This window comes from Streptomyces sp. NPDC000410 (assembly GCF_040300305.1).
Lineage (GTDB): Bacteria > Actinomycetota > Actinomycetes > Streptomycetales > Streptomycetaceae > Streptomyces.
This window is the reverse complement of the sequence record NZ_JBEPDM010000019.1, coordinates 112809-129917: the sequence shown is the minus strand read 5'-3', so window position 1 is coordinate 129917 and position 17109 is coordinate 112809. Positions and strand designations below refer to the sequence as shown.

Annotated in this window: 16 protein-coding genes and 5 tRNA genes; 12 read left to right on the top strand and 9 right to left on the bottom strand. The window is 69.8% G+C overall.

From position 1 onward, the window contains the following. Together ABT342_RS20700 and ABT342_RS20695 are read left to right on the top strand one after the other, a co-directional pair. The coding region (locus tag ABT342_RS20700) for a carboxyl transferase domain-containing protein (RefSeq protein ID WP_351575609.1) at positions 1–149 on the top strand (149 nt) is incomplete at its 5' end. 21 nt (positions 150–170) lie between these two features. After that, positions 171–374, top strand: coding sequence for an acyl-CoA carboxylase subunit epsilon (locus ABT342_RS20695; protein ID WP_351575580.1), 204 nt, complete (start codon positions 171–173; stop codon positions 372–374). 244 nt (positions 375–618) lie between these two features. Here the strand turns inward: ABT342_RS20695 and ABT342_RS20690 are convergent, their stop codons facing one another. The 8 genes from ABT342_RS20690 to ABT342_RS20655 all read right to left on the bottom strand — a co-directional run bounded on the left by ABT342_RS20690 (position 619) and on the right by ABT342_RS20655 (position 11008). Beyond that, the gene (locus ABT342_RS20690; protein WP_351575577.1) at positions 619–1200 is read right to left on the bottom strand and encodes a GTP-binding protein; all 582 of its coding nucleotides are present in this window, start codon (positions 1198–1200) and stop codon (positions 619–621) included. Next, a complete protein-coding gene (locus ABT342_RS20685) occupies positions 1181–1753 on the bottom strand; it encodes a DUF742 domain-containing protein (RefSeq protein ID WP_351575574.1) in 573 nt (190 codons plus the stop codon). The genes ABT342_RS20690 and ABT342_RS20685 overlap by 20 nt, the downstream gene beginning before the upstream one ends. Positions 1754–1849: 96 nt before the next feature. Then, the gene (locus tag ABT342_RS20680; protein WP_026057603.1) at positions 1850–2263 is read right to left on the bottom strand and encodes a roadblock/LC7 domain-containing protein; all 414 of its coding nucleotides are present in this window, start codon (positions 2261–2263) and stop codon (positions 1850–1852) included. 10 nt (positions 2264–2273) lie between these two features. Further along, positions 2274–5558 carry a sensor histidine kinase gene (locus ABT342_RS20675; protein ID WP_351575571.1) on the bottom strand — a complete coding sequence of 1095 codons (3285 nt, stop codon included), beginning with the start codon at positions 5556–5558 and terminating at the stop codon, positions 2274–2276. A 337-nt stretch (positions 5559–5895) separates the two neighbouring features. Next, positions 5896–6477: a GTP-binding protein gene (locus tag ABT342_RS20670; protein WP_351575568.1), complete on the bottom strand. Its 582-nt coding sequence runs from the start codon at positions 6475–6477 to the stop codon at positions 5896–5898. Then, positions 6458–6865: a DUF742 domain-containing protein gene (locus tag ABT342_RS20665; RefSeq protein ID WP_351575565.1), complete on the bottom strand. Its 408-nt coding sequence runs from the start codon at positions 6863–6865 to the stop codon at positions 6458–6460. Before ABT342_RS20665 ends, ABT342_RS20670 begins: the two co-directional genes overlap by 20 nt. A 168-nt stretch (positions 6866–7033) precedes the next feature. Next, complete coding sequence (locus ABT342_RS20660; protein WP_351575606.1) at positions 7034–7447, bottom strand: roadblock/LC7 domain-containing protein; 414 nt, start codon at positions 7445–7447, stop codon at positions 7034–7036. A 9-nt stretch (positions 7448–7456) separates the two neighbouring features. Further along, positions 7457–11008 carry a nitrate- and nitrite sensing domain-containing protein gene (locus tag ABT342_RS20655; protein ID WP_351575563.1) on the bottom strand — a complete coding sequence of 1184 codons (3552 nt, stop codon included), beginning with the start codon at positions 11006–11008 and terminating at the stop codon, positions 7457–7459. Positions 11009–11564: 556 nt separating this feature from the next. Here ABT342_RS20655 and ABT342_RS20650 point away from each other — a divergent pair. From ABT342_RS20650 to ABT342_RS20610, 9 genes are all read left to right on the top strand, one after another. After that, positions 11565–11765, top strand: a complete 201-nt coding sequence (locus ABT342_RS20650; RefSeq protein ID WP_351575561.1) for a hypothetical protein — start codon at positions 11565–11567, stop codon at positions 11763–11765. Positions 11766–11851: 86 nt separating this feature from the next. Then, positions 11852–12646 (top strand): fumarylacetoacetate hydrolase family protein, encoded by a 795-nt coding sequence (locus tag ABT342_RS20645; RefSeq protein WP_351575558.1) that lies wholly within the window; start codon positions 11852–11854, stop codon positions 12644–12646. Then, complete coding sequence (gltX, locus tag ABT342_RS20640; protein ID WP_351575555.1) at positions 12639–14114, top strand: glutamate--tRNA ligase; 1476 nt, start codon at positions 12639–12641, stop codon at positions 14112–14114. The genes ABT342_RS20645 and gltX overlap by 8 nt, the downstream gene beginning before the upstream one ends. A 349-nt stretch (positions 14115–14463) precedes the next feature. Beyond that, the gene (locus tag ABT342_RS20635; protein ID WP_351575552.1) at positions 14464–15183 is read left to right on the top strand and encodes an HAD family hydrolase; all 720 of its coding nucleotides are present in this window, start codon (positions 14464–14466) and stop codon (positions 15181–15183) included. Between the two features lie 91 nt (positions 15184–15274). Beyond that, positions 15275–15346: transfer RNA gene (locus tag ABT342_RS20630), tRNA-Gln, on the top strand. Positions 15347–15367: 21 nt separating this feature from the next. Further along, a tRNA-Glu gene (locus ABT342_RS20625) sits at positions 15368–15440 on the top strand. Positions 15441–15501: 61 nt separating this feature from the next. Continuing rightward, positions 15502–15574 (top strand) — tRNA-Glu (locus ABT342_RS20620). Between the two features lie 16 nt (positions 15575–15590). Beyond that, positions 15591–15662, top strand: a tRNA-Gln gene (locus ABT342_RS20615). Positions 15663–15701: 39 nt separating this feature from the next. Continuing rightward, positions 15702–15774 (top strand) — tRNA-Glu (locus tag ABT342_RS20610). Between the two features lie 82 nt (positions 15775–15856). Here ABT342_RS20610 and ABT342_RS20605 read toward each other — a convergent pair. After that, a complete protein-coding gene (locus ABT342_RS20605; protein ID WP_351575549.1) occupies positions 15857–16495 on the bottom strand; it encodes a MerR family transcriptional regulator in 639 nt (212 codons plus the stop codon). A gap of 86 nt (positions 16496–16581) precedes the next feature. Between ABT342_RS20605 and ABT342_RS20600 the strand changes: the two genes are divergently transcribed. Then, positions 16582–17067, top strand: a complete 486-nt coding sequence (locus tag ABT342_RS20600; RefSeq protein WP_351575546.1) for a DUF4188 domain-containing protein — start codon at positions 16582–16584, stop codon at positions 17065–17067. Positions 17068–17109: the final 42 nt, after the last annotated feature.

Below are 17109 nucleotides of genomic sequence, written 5' to 3'. Positions count from 1 at the left end.
TGCACCCCTACTACGCCGCGGAGCGCGGCCTCGTCGACGACGTCATCGACCCGGCCGAGACCCGCGAGGTCCTCATCAAGTCCCTCGCCATGCTCCGCACCAAGCACGCCGACCTGCCCTCGCGCAAACACGGCAACCCCCCGCAGTAGCCCACAAGGAGATCACTGCAGATGAGCATTCCCGCCGAGTCCCTGCTCCGCGTCGAGAAGGGTCACGCCGACGCCGAGGAGCTGGCCGCGATCACCGCGGTCCTCCTCGCCCGCGCCGCCGCCCAGCCCGACGCGGCCCCGGCCCACCGCGGCCGCACGTCGGCCGGCTGGCGCCGCCTGGAGCGTCAGTCCGGCTTCCGCGCCCCGCACAGCTGGCAGGGCTGACCTCCAGCCCGAACGCGCATGGCCCCGTACCCCCCGTTTCCCGGGGAGTACGGGGCCGTACCTTTTCCCCATCAGCTGGGTACCCATCAGCTGAGTACCCGTCGGCTGAGCACTCGTCGGCTGAGCACTCGTCGGCTGAGCGCCGGTCAGTCGCGTACACACGAAAACCGCCGGGGCCCGATTCGGGCCCCGGCGGCTGACAAACGCGTGGCGGAGGTGCGCGGCGTACGAGCGGTAGCAGGGACTACCGCAGGCGCGCCATCAGCGCGTGCTCGACCAGGGTGATGAGCGCGCTCTTCGCGTCCGCGCGGTGGCGGGCGTCGGTGGTGATGATCGGGGTGTCGGGTCCGATCTGCAGCGCCTCGCGCACCTCGTCCGGGCTGTAGGGCTGGTGCCCCTCGAATCCGTTGAGGGCCACGACGAACGGCAGGCCGCTGTTCTCGAAGTAGTCGACGGCGGGGAAGCAGTCGGCGAGACGGCGGGTGTCCACCAGAACCACCGCGCCGATGGCACCGCGGACCAGGTCGTCCCACATGAACCAGAAGCGGTCCTGTCCGGGCGTACCGAAGAGGTACAGGATCAGGTCCTGGTCCAGGGTGATACGGCCGAAGTCCATCGCCACGGTCGTCGTGGTCTTGTCTCCGGTGTGGGTGAGGTCGTCGATGCCCGCGGACGCGGACGTCATGACAGCCTCGGTACGCAGCGGGTTGATCTCCGAGACGGCGCCGACGAACGTGGTCTTGCCCACGCCGAAGCCGCCCGCCACCACGATCTTCGCGCTGGTGGTTGAGCGGGCTGCACCGCCGCTAGAGCTTGCGAAGTCCACTGAGCACCCTTTCGAGCAGTGTCACGTCTGGCTGGCCGCCGGCGGCCTCGTCGCCGCCGGGCTGGTGGATGGCGACGAGTCCGGCCTCGGCCAGGTCGGCGACGAGGATCCGGGCAACGCCGAGGGGGATGGAGAGAAGTGCCGAGATCTCGGCGACCGACTTGATCTCGAAGCACAGCCTGCAGATCCGCTGGTGCTCGGGCAACTGCCCTTGCAGCCGCGCGGGGTCGGCCGTGGTGCTGACCAGCGCCTCGATGGCGAGCTGGTAGCGGGGCCGGGTCCGGCCGCCGGTCATCGCGTACGGGCGCACCAACGGGTTGTGGGTGGCCGAAGCGGCGGTCGGCTCGGGGGTCCGCCGCTTCGGCGCCGGCTGCTGGGTCCGGGGCTGCTGCGGCTGGTGGTACGAGGGGTCGTACGGCTGCTGCGGCCGCTGGTAAGGCTGCGGGCCGCCCTGTCTGCTCGGCGTGGAGGGAAAGTTGAAGCGGTTCTGGCCGTGTTCACCCGAAGCCTGGTGACCACCGTCATATGGGTGTCCGCCTGGGGGTGTTGCCACGTTTCCTCCTACGAATGCCGTACGCCGGTCCAAGTCCCTGTGGAGCCGCGCCACCGCACCCTATGGTGCGGTGGCGAGAAACGCACTGCCTGTCTGCTAGTTGAGAAGACTTCCCTGGAGCTCGGCGCGCAGGTCCGGGGTCAGGACGGTACCCGCACGGTCGACCAGGAGGGCCATCTCGTAGCCCACGAGACCGATGTCCGCCTCGGGGTGGGCGAGCACGGCCAGCGAAGAGCCGTCCGAGATGGACATGATGAAGAGGAAGCCGCGCTCCATCTCCACCACGGTCTGGTTGACGGCCCCGCCCTCGAAGATGCGGGAGGCGCCTGCGGTCAGCGAGGTCAGACCGGACGCGACCGCCGCCAGCTGGTCGGCGCGGTCACGCGGGAACCCCTCGGACATCGCCAGCAGGAGTCCGTCGGCGGAGACCACCACCGTGTGGGACACCCCGGGGGTGTTGTCCACGAAGTTGGTGATCAACCAGTTGAGATTCTGCGCCGCCTGGCTCATCGGGCTCACACTAACGCTCCTGGTTGTAGTCACTACCCGGGCCACTGTGTCGATCGTAAGTGGCCGATCCGTTCATGTCCGTTCCCGCGGTGCGGCCCTTCTGCACGCCCCGCCGCAGATTGCTCAACCTGCCGCGGACGTCTTCGGGGGCGCGGGAGACCTGGGGGCCGCCCTGCGGGGTCTGCTCCGCCGTTCCCTCGACCAGATTGGCCTTCGGGACGCGCCGGGGAAGACCGGAGGGGGTCACTCCGCCAGCCTTGGGCTCACGGAGCTTCTCGGCCCGCTGCCAGCGCTCGTCGTTCGTCGAGCGCCATTCGTCGGAGCCATCCGCCTCGGTCCGTCCGCCCTGCGGGGCCGCGGGGGCCTGCCTGGGCTGACCCGCCGGTGCCTGCTGTCCGTTGTCGGCGCCGGAGGGCTGCCACTGCTGGCCCTGCTGGCTGTTGCCGCGGCGCGGCAGACCGGCGTCGGTCAGCTGGTGGCTGTTGCTCGGGGTGGGGCCCGGACGGTCGAAGCCTACGCGCTCGGAGGCGTTCGCGGGAGCGTCCGGAGCAGATTCCGCTTCCGTCCGGTACTCCGCTTCGTACGCACCCTGGTACGCGCCCTGATCCGGCCACTCTCCCTGGCGGGAGTGCTGGTCGTACTGGTTGCCGTACTGCTGCTCGGGCTCCTGGGGAGCATCGTACGGGCCCTCTGAATAGGCCTGCTCGGCGCGCTCCGGATAACCGCCGGGGGCCGGGTACTCGCCGGTGCGGTCGTAGCCCTGGTCGCCCTCGTAGCCGTAGCCGTTCTGCTCGTACGCCGCCTGCGGCTCCGGGGCCGCGTAGCCCTGGTCGTAGCTCTGCTCGGTGGCGTACTGGCCCTGGTCGTAGTGCTCCTGCTCGCCGTACGGCTGCTGCTGGAGCTCGTCCTGGAACAGCGGCCGCTCGCCGACGTGGGACTGGGCCTCGAGCGCCGCACGGCGCTCCTCGCGCATCAGGGAGCGGTTCACCGGGTCCAGCTGGCGGCCGTCCTCCGACGGCTCCTCGTAGCGGGAGTCGTCGAAGCCCAGCTCGGCCGCCGTGCGCAGCGGCGCGGCCTCGAAGGCCTGCTGCTGCGGGATCATCTGGGAGACGGTGAAGTCGTCGTCCGGGACGTGCTCGCCACCGCCACCGTGGGTGATCGCGTCGGGGAGCATCACCAGCGAGGTCGTGCCGGCCTGCTCGCCCGAGGGGCGGAGCTGGACACGGATGCCGTGCCGGTCGGCGAGGCGGCCGACCACGAAGAGGCCCATGCGCTGCGAGATGGCGGCGTCCACGGTCGGCGGGTTGGCCAGCTTGTGGTTGATGTCCGCGAAGTCCTCGGCGGTCAGGCCGATGCCCTTGTCGTGGATCTCGATCATGACTCGACCATCGGGCAGCCTGGTTGCGGTGACGCGAACCTTCGTCTGCGGGGAGGAGAACGTGGTGGCGTTCTCCAGCAGCTCCGACAGCAGGTGCACGAGGTCGGTCACGGCCTGGCCGTGGATCTCGCTCTCCGGCACGCCGGTCAGCTCGATGCGCTCGTACGACTCCACCTCGGAGGAGGCGGCGCGCAGCACGTCCACCAGCGGCACCGGCTGGTTCCAGCGGCGGCCCGGCTCCTCGCCCGCGAGGATGAGGAGGTTCTCGCCGTTGCGGCGCATACGTGTCGCCAGGTGGTCCAGCTTGAAGAGGTTCTCCAGCTGGTCCGGGTCGGCCTCGTTGTTCTCCAGGTCGGTGATCAGGGTCAGCTGGCCCTCGATCAGTGCCTGGTTGCGCTGCGACAGGTTGGTGAAGATCGCGTTGACGTTGCCCCGCAGAAGGGCCTGCTCGGCGGCGAGCCGGACGGCCTCGCGGTGGACCTGGTCGAAGGCGCGGGCGACCTCGCCGATCTCGTCCTGGGTGTCGATCGGGATCGGCTGCACCCGGGTGTCGACCCGGCCGGGCTCGGTACGGGAGAGCTGGTCGACCAGCATCGGCAGACGCTGCTCGGCGATGCCGAACGCGGCGGTACGCAGCTCACGCATCGCGCGGCTCATCTGGCGGGCCACCAGACCGGCCAGGATGAACGCGGTGAGCAGGGCGATGACGACGATCAGGGCGTTGACGATGGCGTCGGTCTTGGCCTCGTCGGAGACCCGGCCGGCCTCGGCCACGGCCTTGTCGACGAGTTCCTTCTCGATCTCCGAGTAGCCCTCGAACTTCGCGGTGGACGCGGCCATCCAGACCGTGGGCGTCACACCGTCCTCGGCGAGCTCGTCCGGCTTGGCGCCGGTGCTGATCGCGGCGACCATGCCGTCGTAGACGGAGCCGTCCTTGGAGGGCGGAGCCTTGAAGTCCACCCCGGCGGCCTGAGCCTGCTGGGCCGCGGCGGCGAGCTTCTTGGCGCCCTCCTCCGCCTTGCCGCCCATGACGGACTTGAGCTTCTCGGTGTCCTCGGCCGTACCGCCGGAGACGTACTCGGCGATGGCGATGCCCTCGAGGTACGCGTACGAGGAGAAGGCGACCGTCTGACCGGCCTTGATGGACTTCTTCTCGTTGGGCCGCACGAGCAGTTCCATACCGATGGAGCGCTGCAGCGACTCGGCGGCCTTGGAGAGCTGGATCGCGTAGACCGTACGGCCGAAGCTGCTGACGTTGCCGGTGCCGAAGCCGAGTTCGTTGGAGAACTCCATCAGGGAGTGCTGGATGAGCGTGTAGCCCTCCTGCGTGGCGACCGGGCCGCCCTTCTCGTCCGACTTGTCGGGAGTCTCGATCGCGACGCTGTAGGCGGCCTTGCGCAGGTCCTGGAGCTTGGGCTCCTCGTCCTTGAAGAGCTTGAGGCGGCGCTCCAGACGCGGCTTGAGGCCCTCGCCCTCGGGCATGTCCTTGACGGCCTCGTCGAACTTCGCCGCGGCGGAGTCGGTGGCGGCCCGGGTCTGCTTGACGATCTCGGCGTCGCGCTTGCCCTGGAGGAGCGGCTCGGCGGTGAGGTCACGCTCGTTGAGCAGGGCCTGGCCGTACTCCGAGGCGGCGCGCACGATCAGCGCCGTCTTCTCGGCGTCCTGCGCCTCGTTCCAGGTGTCGACCGATCCCTTGACCTGGAAGCCGCCCATGACGAGGCCGACCAGCGCGGGTATGAGGAGGATCGCGTTCAGCCGCGTGGGCACACGCCAGTTGCGCGGGGACAGCTTGCTGGTGCTGCCACTGGTGGGGGGTGTTACGGGCTGCACATCGGCAGGCGATGCCGCCGCACGCGGGGGCGGGGTGAAGTTTCCCCGCGCCTGCTGCTCCGCGGAGCTCGTATTGCTTCGCCTCACTCGACCAACAACCTCTCGGCGTCGGCACCTACGTTGTGCCGTTTTTTGTTCAGGGCCGTACTACTCACGAGTTCGTTGATTTCAGCACGTGGAGCGGTTCCCTTCCAAACAGCGGAAACAAGCCATTCGGAGTGCTCCACGCCTCAGATAAAACGGGCATAAAGAGCGAGCGGCGTCAAATAGCGGGACCAGTGTGAGCGCAGTGGCACCAGCTGGATGCGTCGGGTGGCCGACCGTGGCCAATTCTCTGTCGAAACGTTATGAACACGGAGGCGGACCGTGTCAAAGGACACAGTCCGCCTCCTCGGGGTCTACGACAACTGCCTTATGGGCACGACTACTTGAGTCGGGCCATCAGTGCGTGTTCCACCAGCGTGATCAGGGCACTCTTCGCGTCCGCGCGGTGCCGGGCGTCGGTGGTGATGATCGGGGTGTCGGGTCCGATCTGCAGCGCCTCGCGCACTTCCTCCGGCGTGTAGGGCTGGTGCCCCTCGAATCCGTTGAGGGCCACGACGAACGGCAGGCCGCTGTTCTCGAAGTAGTCGACGGCGGGGAAGCAGTCGGCGAGACGGCGGGTGTCCACCAGAACCACCGCGCCGATCGCGCCGCGGACCAGGTCGTCCCACATGAACCAGAAACGGTCCTGTCCGGGCGTACCGAACAGGTAAAGGATCAGGTCCTGGTCGAGCGTGATACGGCCGAAGTCCATCGCCACGGTCGTCGTCGTCTTGCCCGCGGTGTGGGTGAGGTCGTCGATGCCCGCCGACGCGGACGTCATGACGGCTTCCGTACGCAGCGGGTTGATCTCCGAGACGGCGCCGACGAACGTGGTCTTGCCCACGCCGAAGCCGCCCGCCACCACGATCTTCGCGCTGGTGGTCGACCGGGCCGCACCGCCGCTAGAGCTTGCGAAGTCCACTGAGCACCCTTTCGAGCAGAGTCACATCCGGTGTGCCGCCGGCCTCTCCGTTACCCGGCTGGTGGATCGCCACCATGCCCGCCTCGGCCAGGTCCGCCACCAGGATCCGCGCGACACCGAGCGGCATCGACAGCAGCGCCGACACCTCCGCCACCGACTTGACCTCGCGGCACAGGTGGCAGATCCGCTGGTGCTCCGGCAGCAGCGACGCGAGGTGCGCGGGGTCGGCCGTGGTGCTGACCAGCGCCTCGATGGCGAGCTGGTAGCGGGGCCGGGTCCGGCCGCCGGTCATCGCGTACGGGCGCACCAGCGGCTGGTCGCCTTCATGTCCGTAATCGGTGTCCACAGAGACACCGTACGGATCGTGAGAGGCGGGGGGCGGGGTCATGAATCCTCCGGGCGTGACAGCAAGTGGTCGGCTGTGCCGTCTGACTGGGCCGGTGGGGGGCCGGATGGGGCGGCCTGACGGTGAGTAGGCGGATCGAGGTCGAGGGGTACCTCTCGGACATACGTGGGAGCGTACATCCGTTCGGCAGGCTTCCTGGGTCTGGCGCTTCTAGTGCAGGAGACTCCCCTGGAGCTCGGCGCGCAGGTCCGGGGTGAGGACCGTCCCCGCACGGTCGACCAGGAGGGCCATCTCGTAGCCCACGAGGCCGATGTCGCAGTCCGGGTGGGCGAGCACGGCCAGCGAAGAGCCGTCCGAGACCGACATGATGAAGAGGAACCCCCGCTCCATCTCCACCACGGTCTGGTTGACCGGGCCGCCCTCGAAGATGCGGGAGGCGCCCGCGGTCAGCGAGGTCAGCCCGGACGCGACCGCCGCCAGCTGGTCGGCGCGGTCGCGCGGGAACCCCTCGGACATCGCCAGCAGGAGTCCGTCCGCCGAGACCACGACCGTGTGGGACACCCCGGGGGTGTGGTCCACGAAGTTGGTGATCAACCAGTTGAGATTTTGCGCCGCCTGGCTCATCGGGCTCAACTATCGCTCCTGCTGGTGAGTGGGGCCGAGGTTGAAGCTGCCGGTGTCGCCGGAGCCTCCCGCCTGACGACCCTGCTGGATACCCCGACGAAGATTGGTCAGCCGGCCCCGGACGTCGTCGGGGGCGCGGGAGACCTGCGGACCTGTCTGGTGGTTCTGCTCCTGCGCGGTTCCGGGCACCAGATTGGCGCGCGGCACCCGCTTGGGCAGACCCGAGGTGGTGATTCCGCCGGCCGCGGGCTTGCGGACCCGCTCGGCCTGGCGCACCAGCTCGTCGTTGGGCGAGGTGCGCCAGGCGGCGCCACTCGGGTTGCCCGCCTGCGGCTGACCGGTGTGACCGGTGGGCGCTGCGGGACGGCGCGGCGGCGTGGCCGGGGTGACCGGCTGCTGCTGCGGTACGGCAGGGGGCTGCGCGCCCCCGTCGGCCTGGCCCCCGGGCGCGCCGTGGAACCAGTTCGTCTCCAGGGTGTCGAACAGCGGCGTACGGCCGTCACCCGGGCCCGACGCCGGCGGCAGCGCCTCGGGCTGCTGCTGTGCGGGCAGGCTCGCGGCCGGCGGACGCGGTACCCCGAAGTCGGCGGTGTCGCGGCCGCGCTGGCGCGGGGCGGCGTTGGGCTGGGCGGGGGCGGGCGGACGCGGCTGGCTGAAGTCCGGGCGGGCGAACTGCTCGGTGGCCGCCGGGTCCTGGCGCGGCGCGGAGAAGTCCGGCCGCGGGAACTCGGCGGTGGCGCCGGGGTCCTGGCGCAGGTCGCCCGTCGGACGGGCGTACTGACCGGTGGACTCGGGCTCCTCGTGGCCGCGCGGGGCGTCCAGCGAGGGGCGCTGCGGGGCGGACGACTGCTCGCTGCCCCAGCTGGTGGTCTCCGGGCGCGGCTGGCGGGGCTGCTGCGGGGCGCCACCGGGCAGCTCGGCACGCGGGGCACCGGTCGGCGGCAGCTGACGGCCGCGGTCGGAGCCGGCCGGGGAGCCCTGGCGGCCTCCGCCGGGGGCCCGGCCGTCCTGGCGGCCGTCGTTACGGTCCTGGGCACCCTGGGCCGGGGCCGCGTGGGCGCCGTGCCGGCCACGGCCGCTGTCGGCGCCGAACGCGCCGGTGGGAGCGCCGCCCTGACGCGCGGGCTCACGGGACGGGTCCTGCTGCGGGCCGCCCTGGAGCGGGCCGCCGTCGCGTCCCGGCAGCGCGGCACGCGGAGCCTGCCCGGCGCCGACCTGTCCGATCGGCGCACCGGCGGCCGGGCGCCCGACGGACGCACCACCGGGACCGGGACGGCCGCCGGGACCACCGGCCGGACCGCCACCGAGACCGGGACGGCCACCGGCCGGGCCGGCGGGCGCCTGCGGGGCGCCGTTCTGCGCGCCGGCACCGGGCTTGGCCGGGGGCTTCTTGCCGCCGTGGGCGACGTCGACGGGGAGCATGACCAGCGCGGTCGTACCACCGGAGTCGGAGGGGCGCAGCTGGATCCGGATGCCGTGCCGCAGGGACAGCCGGCCGACCACGAACAGACCCATGCGGCGCGACACCGACACGTCCACGGTGGGCGGCGACGCGAGCCGCTCGTTGATCGCGGCGAGGTCCTCGGGGGAGAGGCCGATGCCGGTGTCGTGGATCTCGACGAGCACGCGGCCGTCCGGCAGCGCGTGACCGGTCACCCGGACCTTGGTCTGCGGCGAGGAGAACGACGTGGCGTTCTCCAGCAGCTCGGCGAGGAGGTGCACGAGGTCGTTGACGACGCGGCCCGCGACCTCGGTGGCGGGTACGGAGGCCAGCTCGATGCGCTCGTACTGCTCCACCTCGGAGGCGGCGGCACGGAGCACGTCGACGAGCGGGACGGGCCGGGTCCAGCGCCGGCCGGGCTCCTCACCCGCGAGGACGAGGAGGTTCTCGCCGTTACGGCGCATACGGGTCGCGAGGTGGTCCAGCTTGAAGAGGGAGGACAGCTGGTCCGGGTCGGCCTCGCGGGACTCCAGCTCGGAGATCAGCGACAGCTGACGCTGGATGAGACCCTGCGAGCGGCGCGAGAGGTTGGTGAACATCGCGTTGACGTTGCCCCGCAGCAGGGCCTGCTCGGCGGCGAGGCGGACCGCCTCGCGGTGCACGTCGTCGAAGGCCGCGGCCACCTGGCCGATCTCGTCCCGGGAGTGCACACCGACCGACTCGACCTGGGTGTCGACGTCCTGCGGGTCAGCCTCGGAGAGCTGCTTGACGAGCTCGGGCAGCCGGTCCTGGGCGACCTTGGTGGCGGTGTCCTGGAGCCGCCGCAGCGAGCGGATCATGGACCGGGCCACGACGAAGGCGCCGACGAGCGAGACACCGAGCACCAGCAGGATCAGCGCACCGTTGATGATGGCTTCCTGCTGGGACTCGTTCTTCAGCTCGCGGGCCTTGCTGTCCATCTGGTCCAGCAGATCGGCCTCGATCACGTTCATGGTCTGGATCTTGGTGTCGGCCTGGTCGGTCCAGTCCAGGTAGCTGCGCTTCTCGCCCTTGATCAGGGAGGTGTTGCGCAGCACCCGGGTCCGGTACGAGTCGGCCTTCTCGATCTCGGAGTTGCCGCCGGTCAGCGGGGCGAGCAGGGCTTCCGCGTTGCCGCCGTACGAGGAGTAGATCGAGCCGAACTGCCTCATCTCCGCTTCCTCGTTGGACTTGGCGTCCTCGCCGACGAGGCGGTCGTTCTCGCTGAGGTTGCCGACCTCCTGGGCGTTCGCGGGAAGCGCCGCGGCGATGACCGCGCGCTGCATGGAGGCGAACTCCTTGGCGGAGGAGAACGCGGCCAGCGCACGGGTCCGCTTGATCATGTCGGGGTTGCTGGTCGCCTGGGCCATGTCCTGGGACAGGCTGAGCAGCGAGTCGATCAGACGGCCGTAGTTCGCGATCGTCTGGGCGCTCGAACCCCTCTGCTGGTAGGCGGTCGAGCGGAGCTTGTCGATCTTGTGGACTTCCGCGGCGATCGCGGCGACGTTGGCGCGGATGCTCTCCAGGGCCTCGTCGCCCGTGGTGTCCCCGATGTCGTTCGTCGCGTCGAGGAAGGCGGCCTTGCGCTGGTCGGTGACCTTGCGGGGCTGGGCGACCTTGAAGTCGGTCGCCTTGCCCCCGTGCATCAGCGGGCCGGCCGCGTGGTCGCGCTCGTTCTGGAGCGCCTGGGCCAGGGCGGTCGCCTCACGAGTCATCTTGGTCAGCAGCTGCATGTGCTCCAGCTGCTCCATGTCGGCCATGGACTCGTTGATACGGAACCCGCCCAGCGTGGTCGCGGCGACCACGGGGAGTGTGAGCAGGGAGACCAGACGCGTGCTGATGCGCCAGTTGCGCAGGGCTATTCGCGAGCCCGCGTCGGCGGGGCCCCCGGGGGTGGGGGAGGCCGCCGGTTCGGCGCCGGACGGCGCACCGGTGCGCGTACCGCGGTCACCGCCGTCGCCCGCGGGTCCCTGGTTCTGGGCGTGCTGGGGGGAGGAGCCGCGGTCGGTCCCGCCGTGCGGCAGCTGCTCGGCCGCAGCTTCCCCTCGGCCCTTGCGGGCCTGGGGAGACCCCGTGCTGTCCCTCTTGAAACGTCCCTGCACTAGCGTCGCAACCTCTGGACCAGGCGTCCCTCCGCGTGAACGGCGGGACGGTGTCGGCGTCGTGGGGCGCGGATCGTGCCCCATCGTGGTCGTGGTGTGACCGGCGCTGCTCCCCCTTCCCGCCGCCACTTGGCGCTGCGTTGCGCCCCCTGCGCGCCGGTCTGAAACCCGCGGCGGTGCGTGGAATTCCAGCACAGTGCCGGATCTGCAACAAGGGCCGAGTACCGGCCCGTGACCTGAGTGACACGTTGTCATCGTTGTGTCACGAGCTGTAGAGAGTGATCACGGCTAAATCGGGCGCTTGTGGAGGAGTCGGCCGAGAGTCGAGGGTGTCCCAGTCGCGATGATCAGGAGCGGAATGGCGCATTCAATTACCCAATGTCCGTTTCTGGGGGGCTCGATCGCCGTCCGGAATGACTGAATTGCCCGCTCGCTGGTGAGGAAACTCACATGCTGATCGTTGTCCTATCCATGCATTCGCAGGGAATTGGATGTTTAGCCTTTCGGTTTACAAGTCCCGCCACTCTGTAGAAGAAGAGAAGAGAGCGATCGCGCGATGAAGACGACGATGATGTTCCGCAACATAGCCAACCCGCGCCGCACCACGCTGGCCCACCTCCGGGACGCCGGCGAGCTGCAGCCGGAAGCGCTGCCGGAGCACTCGCTCGACCTTCCCGTCCAGACGGCCAACCCCCGCCGTACGACGCTGATCGACGCCCCGGCCGCTGTGACGGCCGACGCCGCCGCCGCGCGGTAATACGAGAGGCCGGGCCCCGCTCCCGGGATAGCCTGGAGCGTCAGACTCCAGCCAGCGGACACAGAGCAGAGGGGCGCGAGGCATCCGTGCGCATCGCCAGATTCTCCATCGACGGCAATGTCGCCTTCGGCGCGGTCGAGGGCGACGGGACCGGTGACCCCGCCGGCCTCGTCCTCGACATCATCAAGGGCATTCCCTACGCCGATTTCGAGCTCTCCGGAACAAAGGTCCCGCTGAGCAAGGTCCGGCTCCTGCCGCCCGTACTCCCCAACAAGGTCGTGGCCATCGGCCGCAACTATGCGGAGCACGCCGCGGAACTCGGCAACGAGGTTCCCGACCTCCCCATCGCCTTCTTCAAGCCCACCACCTCGGTGATCGGCTCCGGCGACGCGATCGAGTACCCCTCCTTCTCCAGTGAGCTGCACCACGAGGCCGAGCTCGCCGTCGTCATCGGCCGCATGTGCCGCGAGGTCCCGCGCGAGCGCGTCCAGGACGTCATCTTCGGCTACACCTGCGCCAACGACGTCACCGCGCGCGACGCCCAGGAGCGCGAGAAGCAGTGGGCCAGGGCCAAGGGCTTCGACACCTCGTGCCCGCTCGGCCCCTGGGTGGAGACCGGCATCGACCTGGCGGCCGCGCACGACCTCACGATCCAGTGCACGGTCAACGGGGAACAGCGCCAGCTGGGTCGTACGAGCGACATGATCCGCTCCATCGAGGACCTGGTCGTCCACATCACCGAGGCCATGACGCTGCTCCCCGGAGACGTCATCCTCACCGGCACTCCCGCCGGGGTCGGCCCCCTCAACGTCGGCGACGAGGTCGCCGTCACCATCGAAGGCATCGGCACTCTCACCAACAAGGTGATCAAGCGTGGCTAACGCGAACGTCCGCGTACGTTTCTGTCCCTCGCCGACCGGCAACCCCCACGTGGGCCTGGTCCGCACCGCCCTGTTCAACTGGGCGTTCGCCCGGCACAACCAGGGCACCATGGTCTTCCGCATCGAGGACACCGACGCGGCCCGCGACTCCGAGGAGTCGTACAACCAGCTGCTCGACTCGCTGCGCTGGCTCGGGCTCGACTGGGACGAGGGCCCCGAGGTCGGCGGCCCGCACGAGCCGTATCGGCAGTCGCAGCGCATGGACATCTACGTCGGCATCGCCGACAAGCTCCTCGACACCGGTCACGCGTACCTCTGCTACTGCACCACCGAGGAGCTCGACGAGCGCCGCGAGGCGGCGCGCGCGGCGGGCAAGCCCTCCGGTTACGACGGCCACTGCCGCGACCTGAGCGCCGAGCAGAAGGCCGCGTACGAGGCCGAGGGGCGCAAGGCGATCGTCCGCTTCCGGATGCCCGACGAGCCGATCACCTTCACCGACCTGGTCCGCGGCGAACTCACCTTCACCCCGGAGAACGTGCCGGACTACGGCATCGTCCGTACCAACGGCGCCCCGCTCTACACCCTGGTCAACCCCGTCGACGACGCCCTGATGGGGATCACGCACGTGCTGCGCGGCGAGGACCTGCTCTCCTCCACCCCGCGCCAGATCGCCCTCTACAAGGCGCTGATCGAGCTCGGCATCGCCAAGGAGATCCCGGCCTTCGGCCACCTCCCGTACGTCATGGGCGAGGGCAACAAGAAGCTCTCCAAGCGCGACCCGCAGGCCTCGCTCAACCTCTACCGCGAGCGCGGCTTCCTGCCCGAGGGCCTGCTCAACTACCTCTCCCTGCTCGGCTGGTCCTTCTCGGCCGACCAGGACATCTTCACGATCCCGGAGATGATCGAGAAGTTCGACATCGCGGACGTCAACGCCAACCCGGCGCGCTTCGACCTCAAGAAGGCCGAGGCGATCAACGCGGACCACATCCGCCGGCTCGACGTGAAGGCGTTCACCGAGGCCTGCAAGCCCTGGCTGGAGACCCCGCACGCCAACTGGGCGCCCGAGGACTTCGACCAGGCCAAGTGGGAGACGATCGCCCCGCACGCCCAGACCCGCCTGACCGTCCTCTCAGACATCACCGCCAACGTCGACTTCCTCTTCCTGCCGCAGCCGGTCGAGGACGAGGCGTCCTGGCAGAAGGCGATGAAGGAGGGCTCCGACGCCCTGCTGCGCACCGCCCGCGCCAAGCTGGAGGCGGCGGACTGGAGCGACCCCGAGTCCCTCAAGAACGCGGTCCTGGCCGCCGGCGAGGAGCACGGCCTCAAGCTCGGCAAGGCCCAGGCCCCGGTCCGCGTCGCGGTCACCGGCCGCACGGTGGGCCTGCCGCTCTTCGAGTCCCTGGAGATCCTCGGCCAGGAGAAGACCCTGGCCCGCATCGACGCGGCGCTGGCGAAGCTGGCCGCCTGAGCGGTTCTCGTACGGCCTTCGGGGGCGGCAGCCGGTGCGGCTGCCGCCCCCCGGGACGTTTTCGGGCCGGGCGCCGCGCCGGAGACCATGACCCGGCCGGACGCGCCGCCCACGCCCACCCCGCAGCCGTGCGGCCGTAGCCTGGGTCCATGTCGATCCGCGGGGTCCTCTGGGACATCGACACTGCATTCTTCGGGGGGTGACCCCCGAACCCCCAGCCGGGGGCGGTGTCAGGGCTAGCCTGGGTCCATGCCGATCCGCGGGGTCCTCTGGGGCATCGACACTGCATTCTTCGGGGGGTGACCCCCGAACCCCCAGCCGGGGGCGGTGTCGGGGCTAGCCTGGGTCCATGCCGATCCGCGGGGTCCTCTGGGACATCGACGACACGATCTTCGACTACACCGGCGCCGACCGCGAAGGACTGCGGCGCATGCTGGAGCACGAGGGCCTGCCCCACGGATACACGTCCGCGGAGCAGGCCCTCGCCCGTTGGCGGGAGCTCACCGATCACCACTGGGCGCGCTTCGCCGCCGGGGAGACGGACTTCCAGGGGCAGCGGCGGGACCGGGTCCGCGGCTTCCTCGCCAGGGAGCTGAGCGACGACGAGGCGGACGGCTGGTTTGCTTGCCACGTGGTGCACTACGAGGCCGTCTGGGCGCTCTTCCCGGACTTCCTGCCGGTTCTGGACCGGCTCGACGGGGACTACCGGCACGCCGTCCTGTCGAACTCCTCGATCCACAACCAGGACCGCAAGCTGCGGGCCCTCGGCGTACGGGACCGCTTCGAGGCCGTCCTGTGCGCCGTGGAGCTCGGGGTCTCCAAGCCGGAGGCTGCCGCCTTCCACGCCGCGTGCGACGCGCTCGGGCTGCCGCCGCAGGAGATCGCGTACGTGGGCGACCAACCGGACATCGACGCGCAGGGGGCGGTGGCGGCGGGGCTCACGGGGATCTGGCTGGACCGGGCAGGGCTGGGCGGCAGGCCCGAGCTGATCCGGATCACGGGCCTCGCGGAGCTTCCCGGCCTGCTGCGGTCGGATACCCGTTTTGGAGCGCCGTCCACCTTCAGGTAATGTTCTTCCTGCGCCGAGGGGAGCGGGTCGAAAACCCGGTACCGACAGCGCACAACCCGAACAAAACCCCCGCAGGGGGGTTGAGTTTTGGTGGCCTATGGTGTAATTGGCAGCACGACTGATTCTGGTTCAGTTAGTCTAGGTTCGAGTCCTGGTAGGCCAGCTCGCAGAGCTCATCTGCAAAGCCCCCGTTGTGTAGCGGCCTAGCACGCTGCCCTCTCAAGGCAGTAGCGCCGGTTCGAATCCGGTCGGGGGTACAGATCCTTCCCGCGGGATCACCAGGGTCGCTCCCGGTGATCCTGATGCAGGATCGCTAGGGCCCCCGTTGTGTAGCGGCCTAGCACGCCGCCCTCTCAAGGCGGTAGCGCCGGTTCGAATCCGGTCGGGGGTACTGGTCTAAACCACCATGGGCTATGGTGTAATTGGCAGCACGAGTGATTCTGGTTCATTTAGTCTAGGTTCGAGTCCTGGTAGCCCAGCGCGGACATGCGACTCTGTCGCGTGGGCTCGCAGATCTTGCCCCCGTTGTGTAGCGGCCTAGCACGCCGCCCTCTCAAGGCGGTAGCGCCGGTTCGAATCCGGTCGGGGGTACGTGAAGAGAAGGCCCTCCCCATCAGGGGAGGGCCTTTCTCGTGCGCCCGGCTGACGGGCCGGGCCTGGTCGGCCCGGCCCGTCAGCCGAAACGGCGGTGGGACTCCTCGGCCTGCGCCAGCCTGCGCAGGCTCAGCAGCACCGGCTCGTACAGCACGGTCAGCGCCACCGCCGCCTCCACCTGTTGCTCCTCGCCCTCGTACTCCTCCACCAAGTCGAGGTCGACGGAGGCCAGTTCGGCCGCGCTGCGGGCGTACAGAGACAGGTGCTCCACATCGCAGGGGTATCCCAGCCGGTCCATCGTGGCGATCCCGGCGATCAGCATCCGGTACGCCGGCGACTGCGCGCCGACCTCCCGGCCGAAGCCCCAGCCGAGCCGTTCCAGCAGGGTGTCGGCCGTGCGGCGGGCGGCGCTGGTGGAGAGATCCCCCTCGTCCGGTTCCGGGCCGTGCGGGATGGCCCAGACCGCGGCGCCGAGGCGCATGTGGTGGTCGAGGCTGTCGTCGGTGATGGCCGTGATGACCTCGCGGGCGGCGGCCACCGGAATCCCGCCGACCTGGATCAGCGCGCGCACCAGGCGGAGGCGGCGCAGATGCTCGTCGTCGTACTCGGCCTGGGTCGCGGTGACCCGCCGGCCTGGCTGGAGCAGGCCCTCGCGCAGGTAGTACTTGATCGTGGCGGTGGGTACGCCGCTGCGCTCGCTGAGCTCTGCCAGTCTCATTTCCCTTGCGCCTTTCATTGGAGAGTGGCACTATCCAAATAGGGGATAGCTCCACTATCCAACGATACCCGTGAGGGAGACGTGCGATGAGCGACAAGCCGGTTCAGGGGCGTATGACAGCCGACGCGGAGGGGGAAGTGATCGTCTTCCTCATCGGAATGCGCATCAACAGCTTCCGGGCGGTGCGCAGTTGGTGGCCGGTGTTCCTGGCCATGCCGCGCATGCTGAAGGAACTGTCGAAGGACAAGAGCAGTGGACTTCGGGGCTACCAGCTGCTGATGGGCGGCCCGAGGGTGCTGTACACCGTCCAGTACTGGGAGTCGAAGGAGAAGCTGTTCGCGTACGCGTCCGCGCAGGACAAGGAGCACCGGCCGGCGTGGGCGGCGTTCAACCGCCGGGCGAGGGAGGGGAAGGGCAATGTCGGCATCTGGCACGAGACGTACATCGTGCCGGCCGGTTCGTACGAGAACATCTACATGAACATGCCCGCGTTCGGGCTGGGCGCTGCGGCGGGAGTCGCCCCGGTCGCCCGCCGGGGCGAGCGCGCGGCGGAGCGGTTGGGGGCGGCGTGAGGGGTGGGGGCGCGGGTGGGGGCCGCTGCGCGGAGCCTTCTC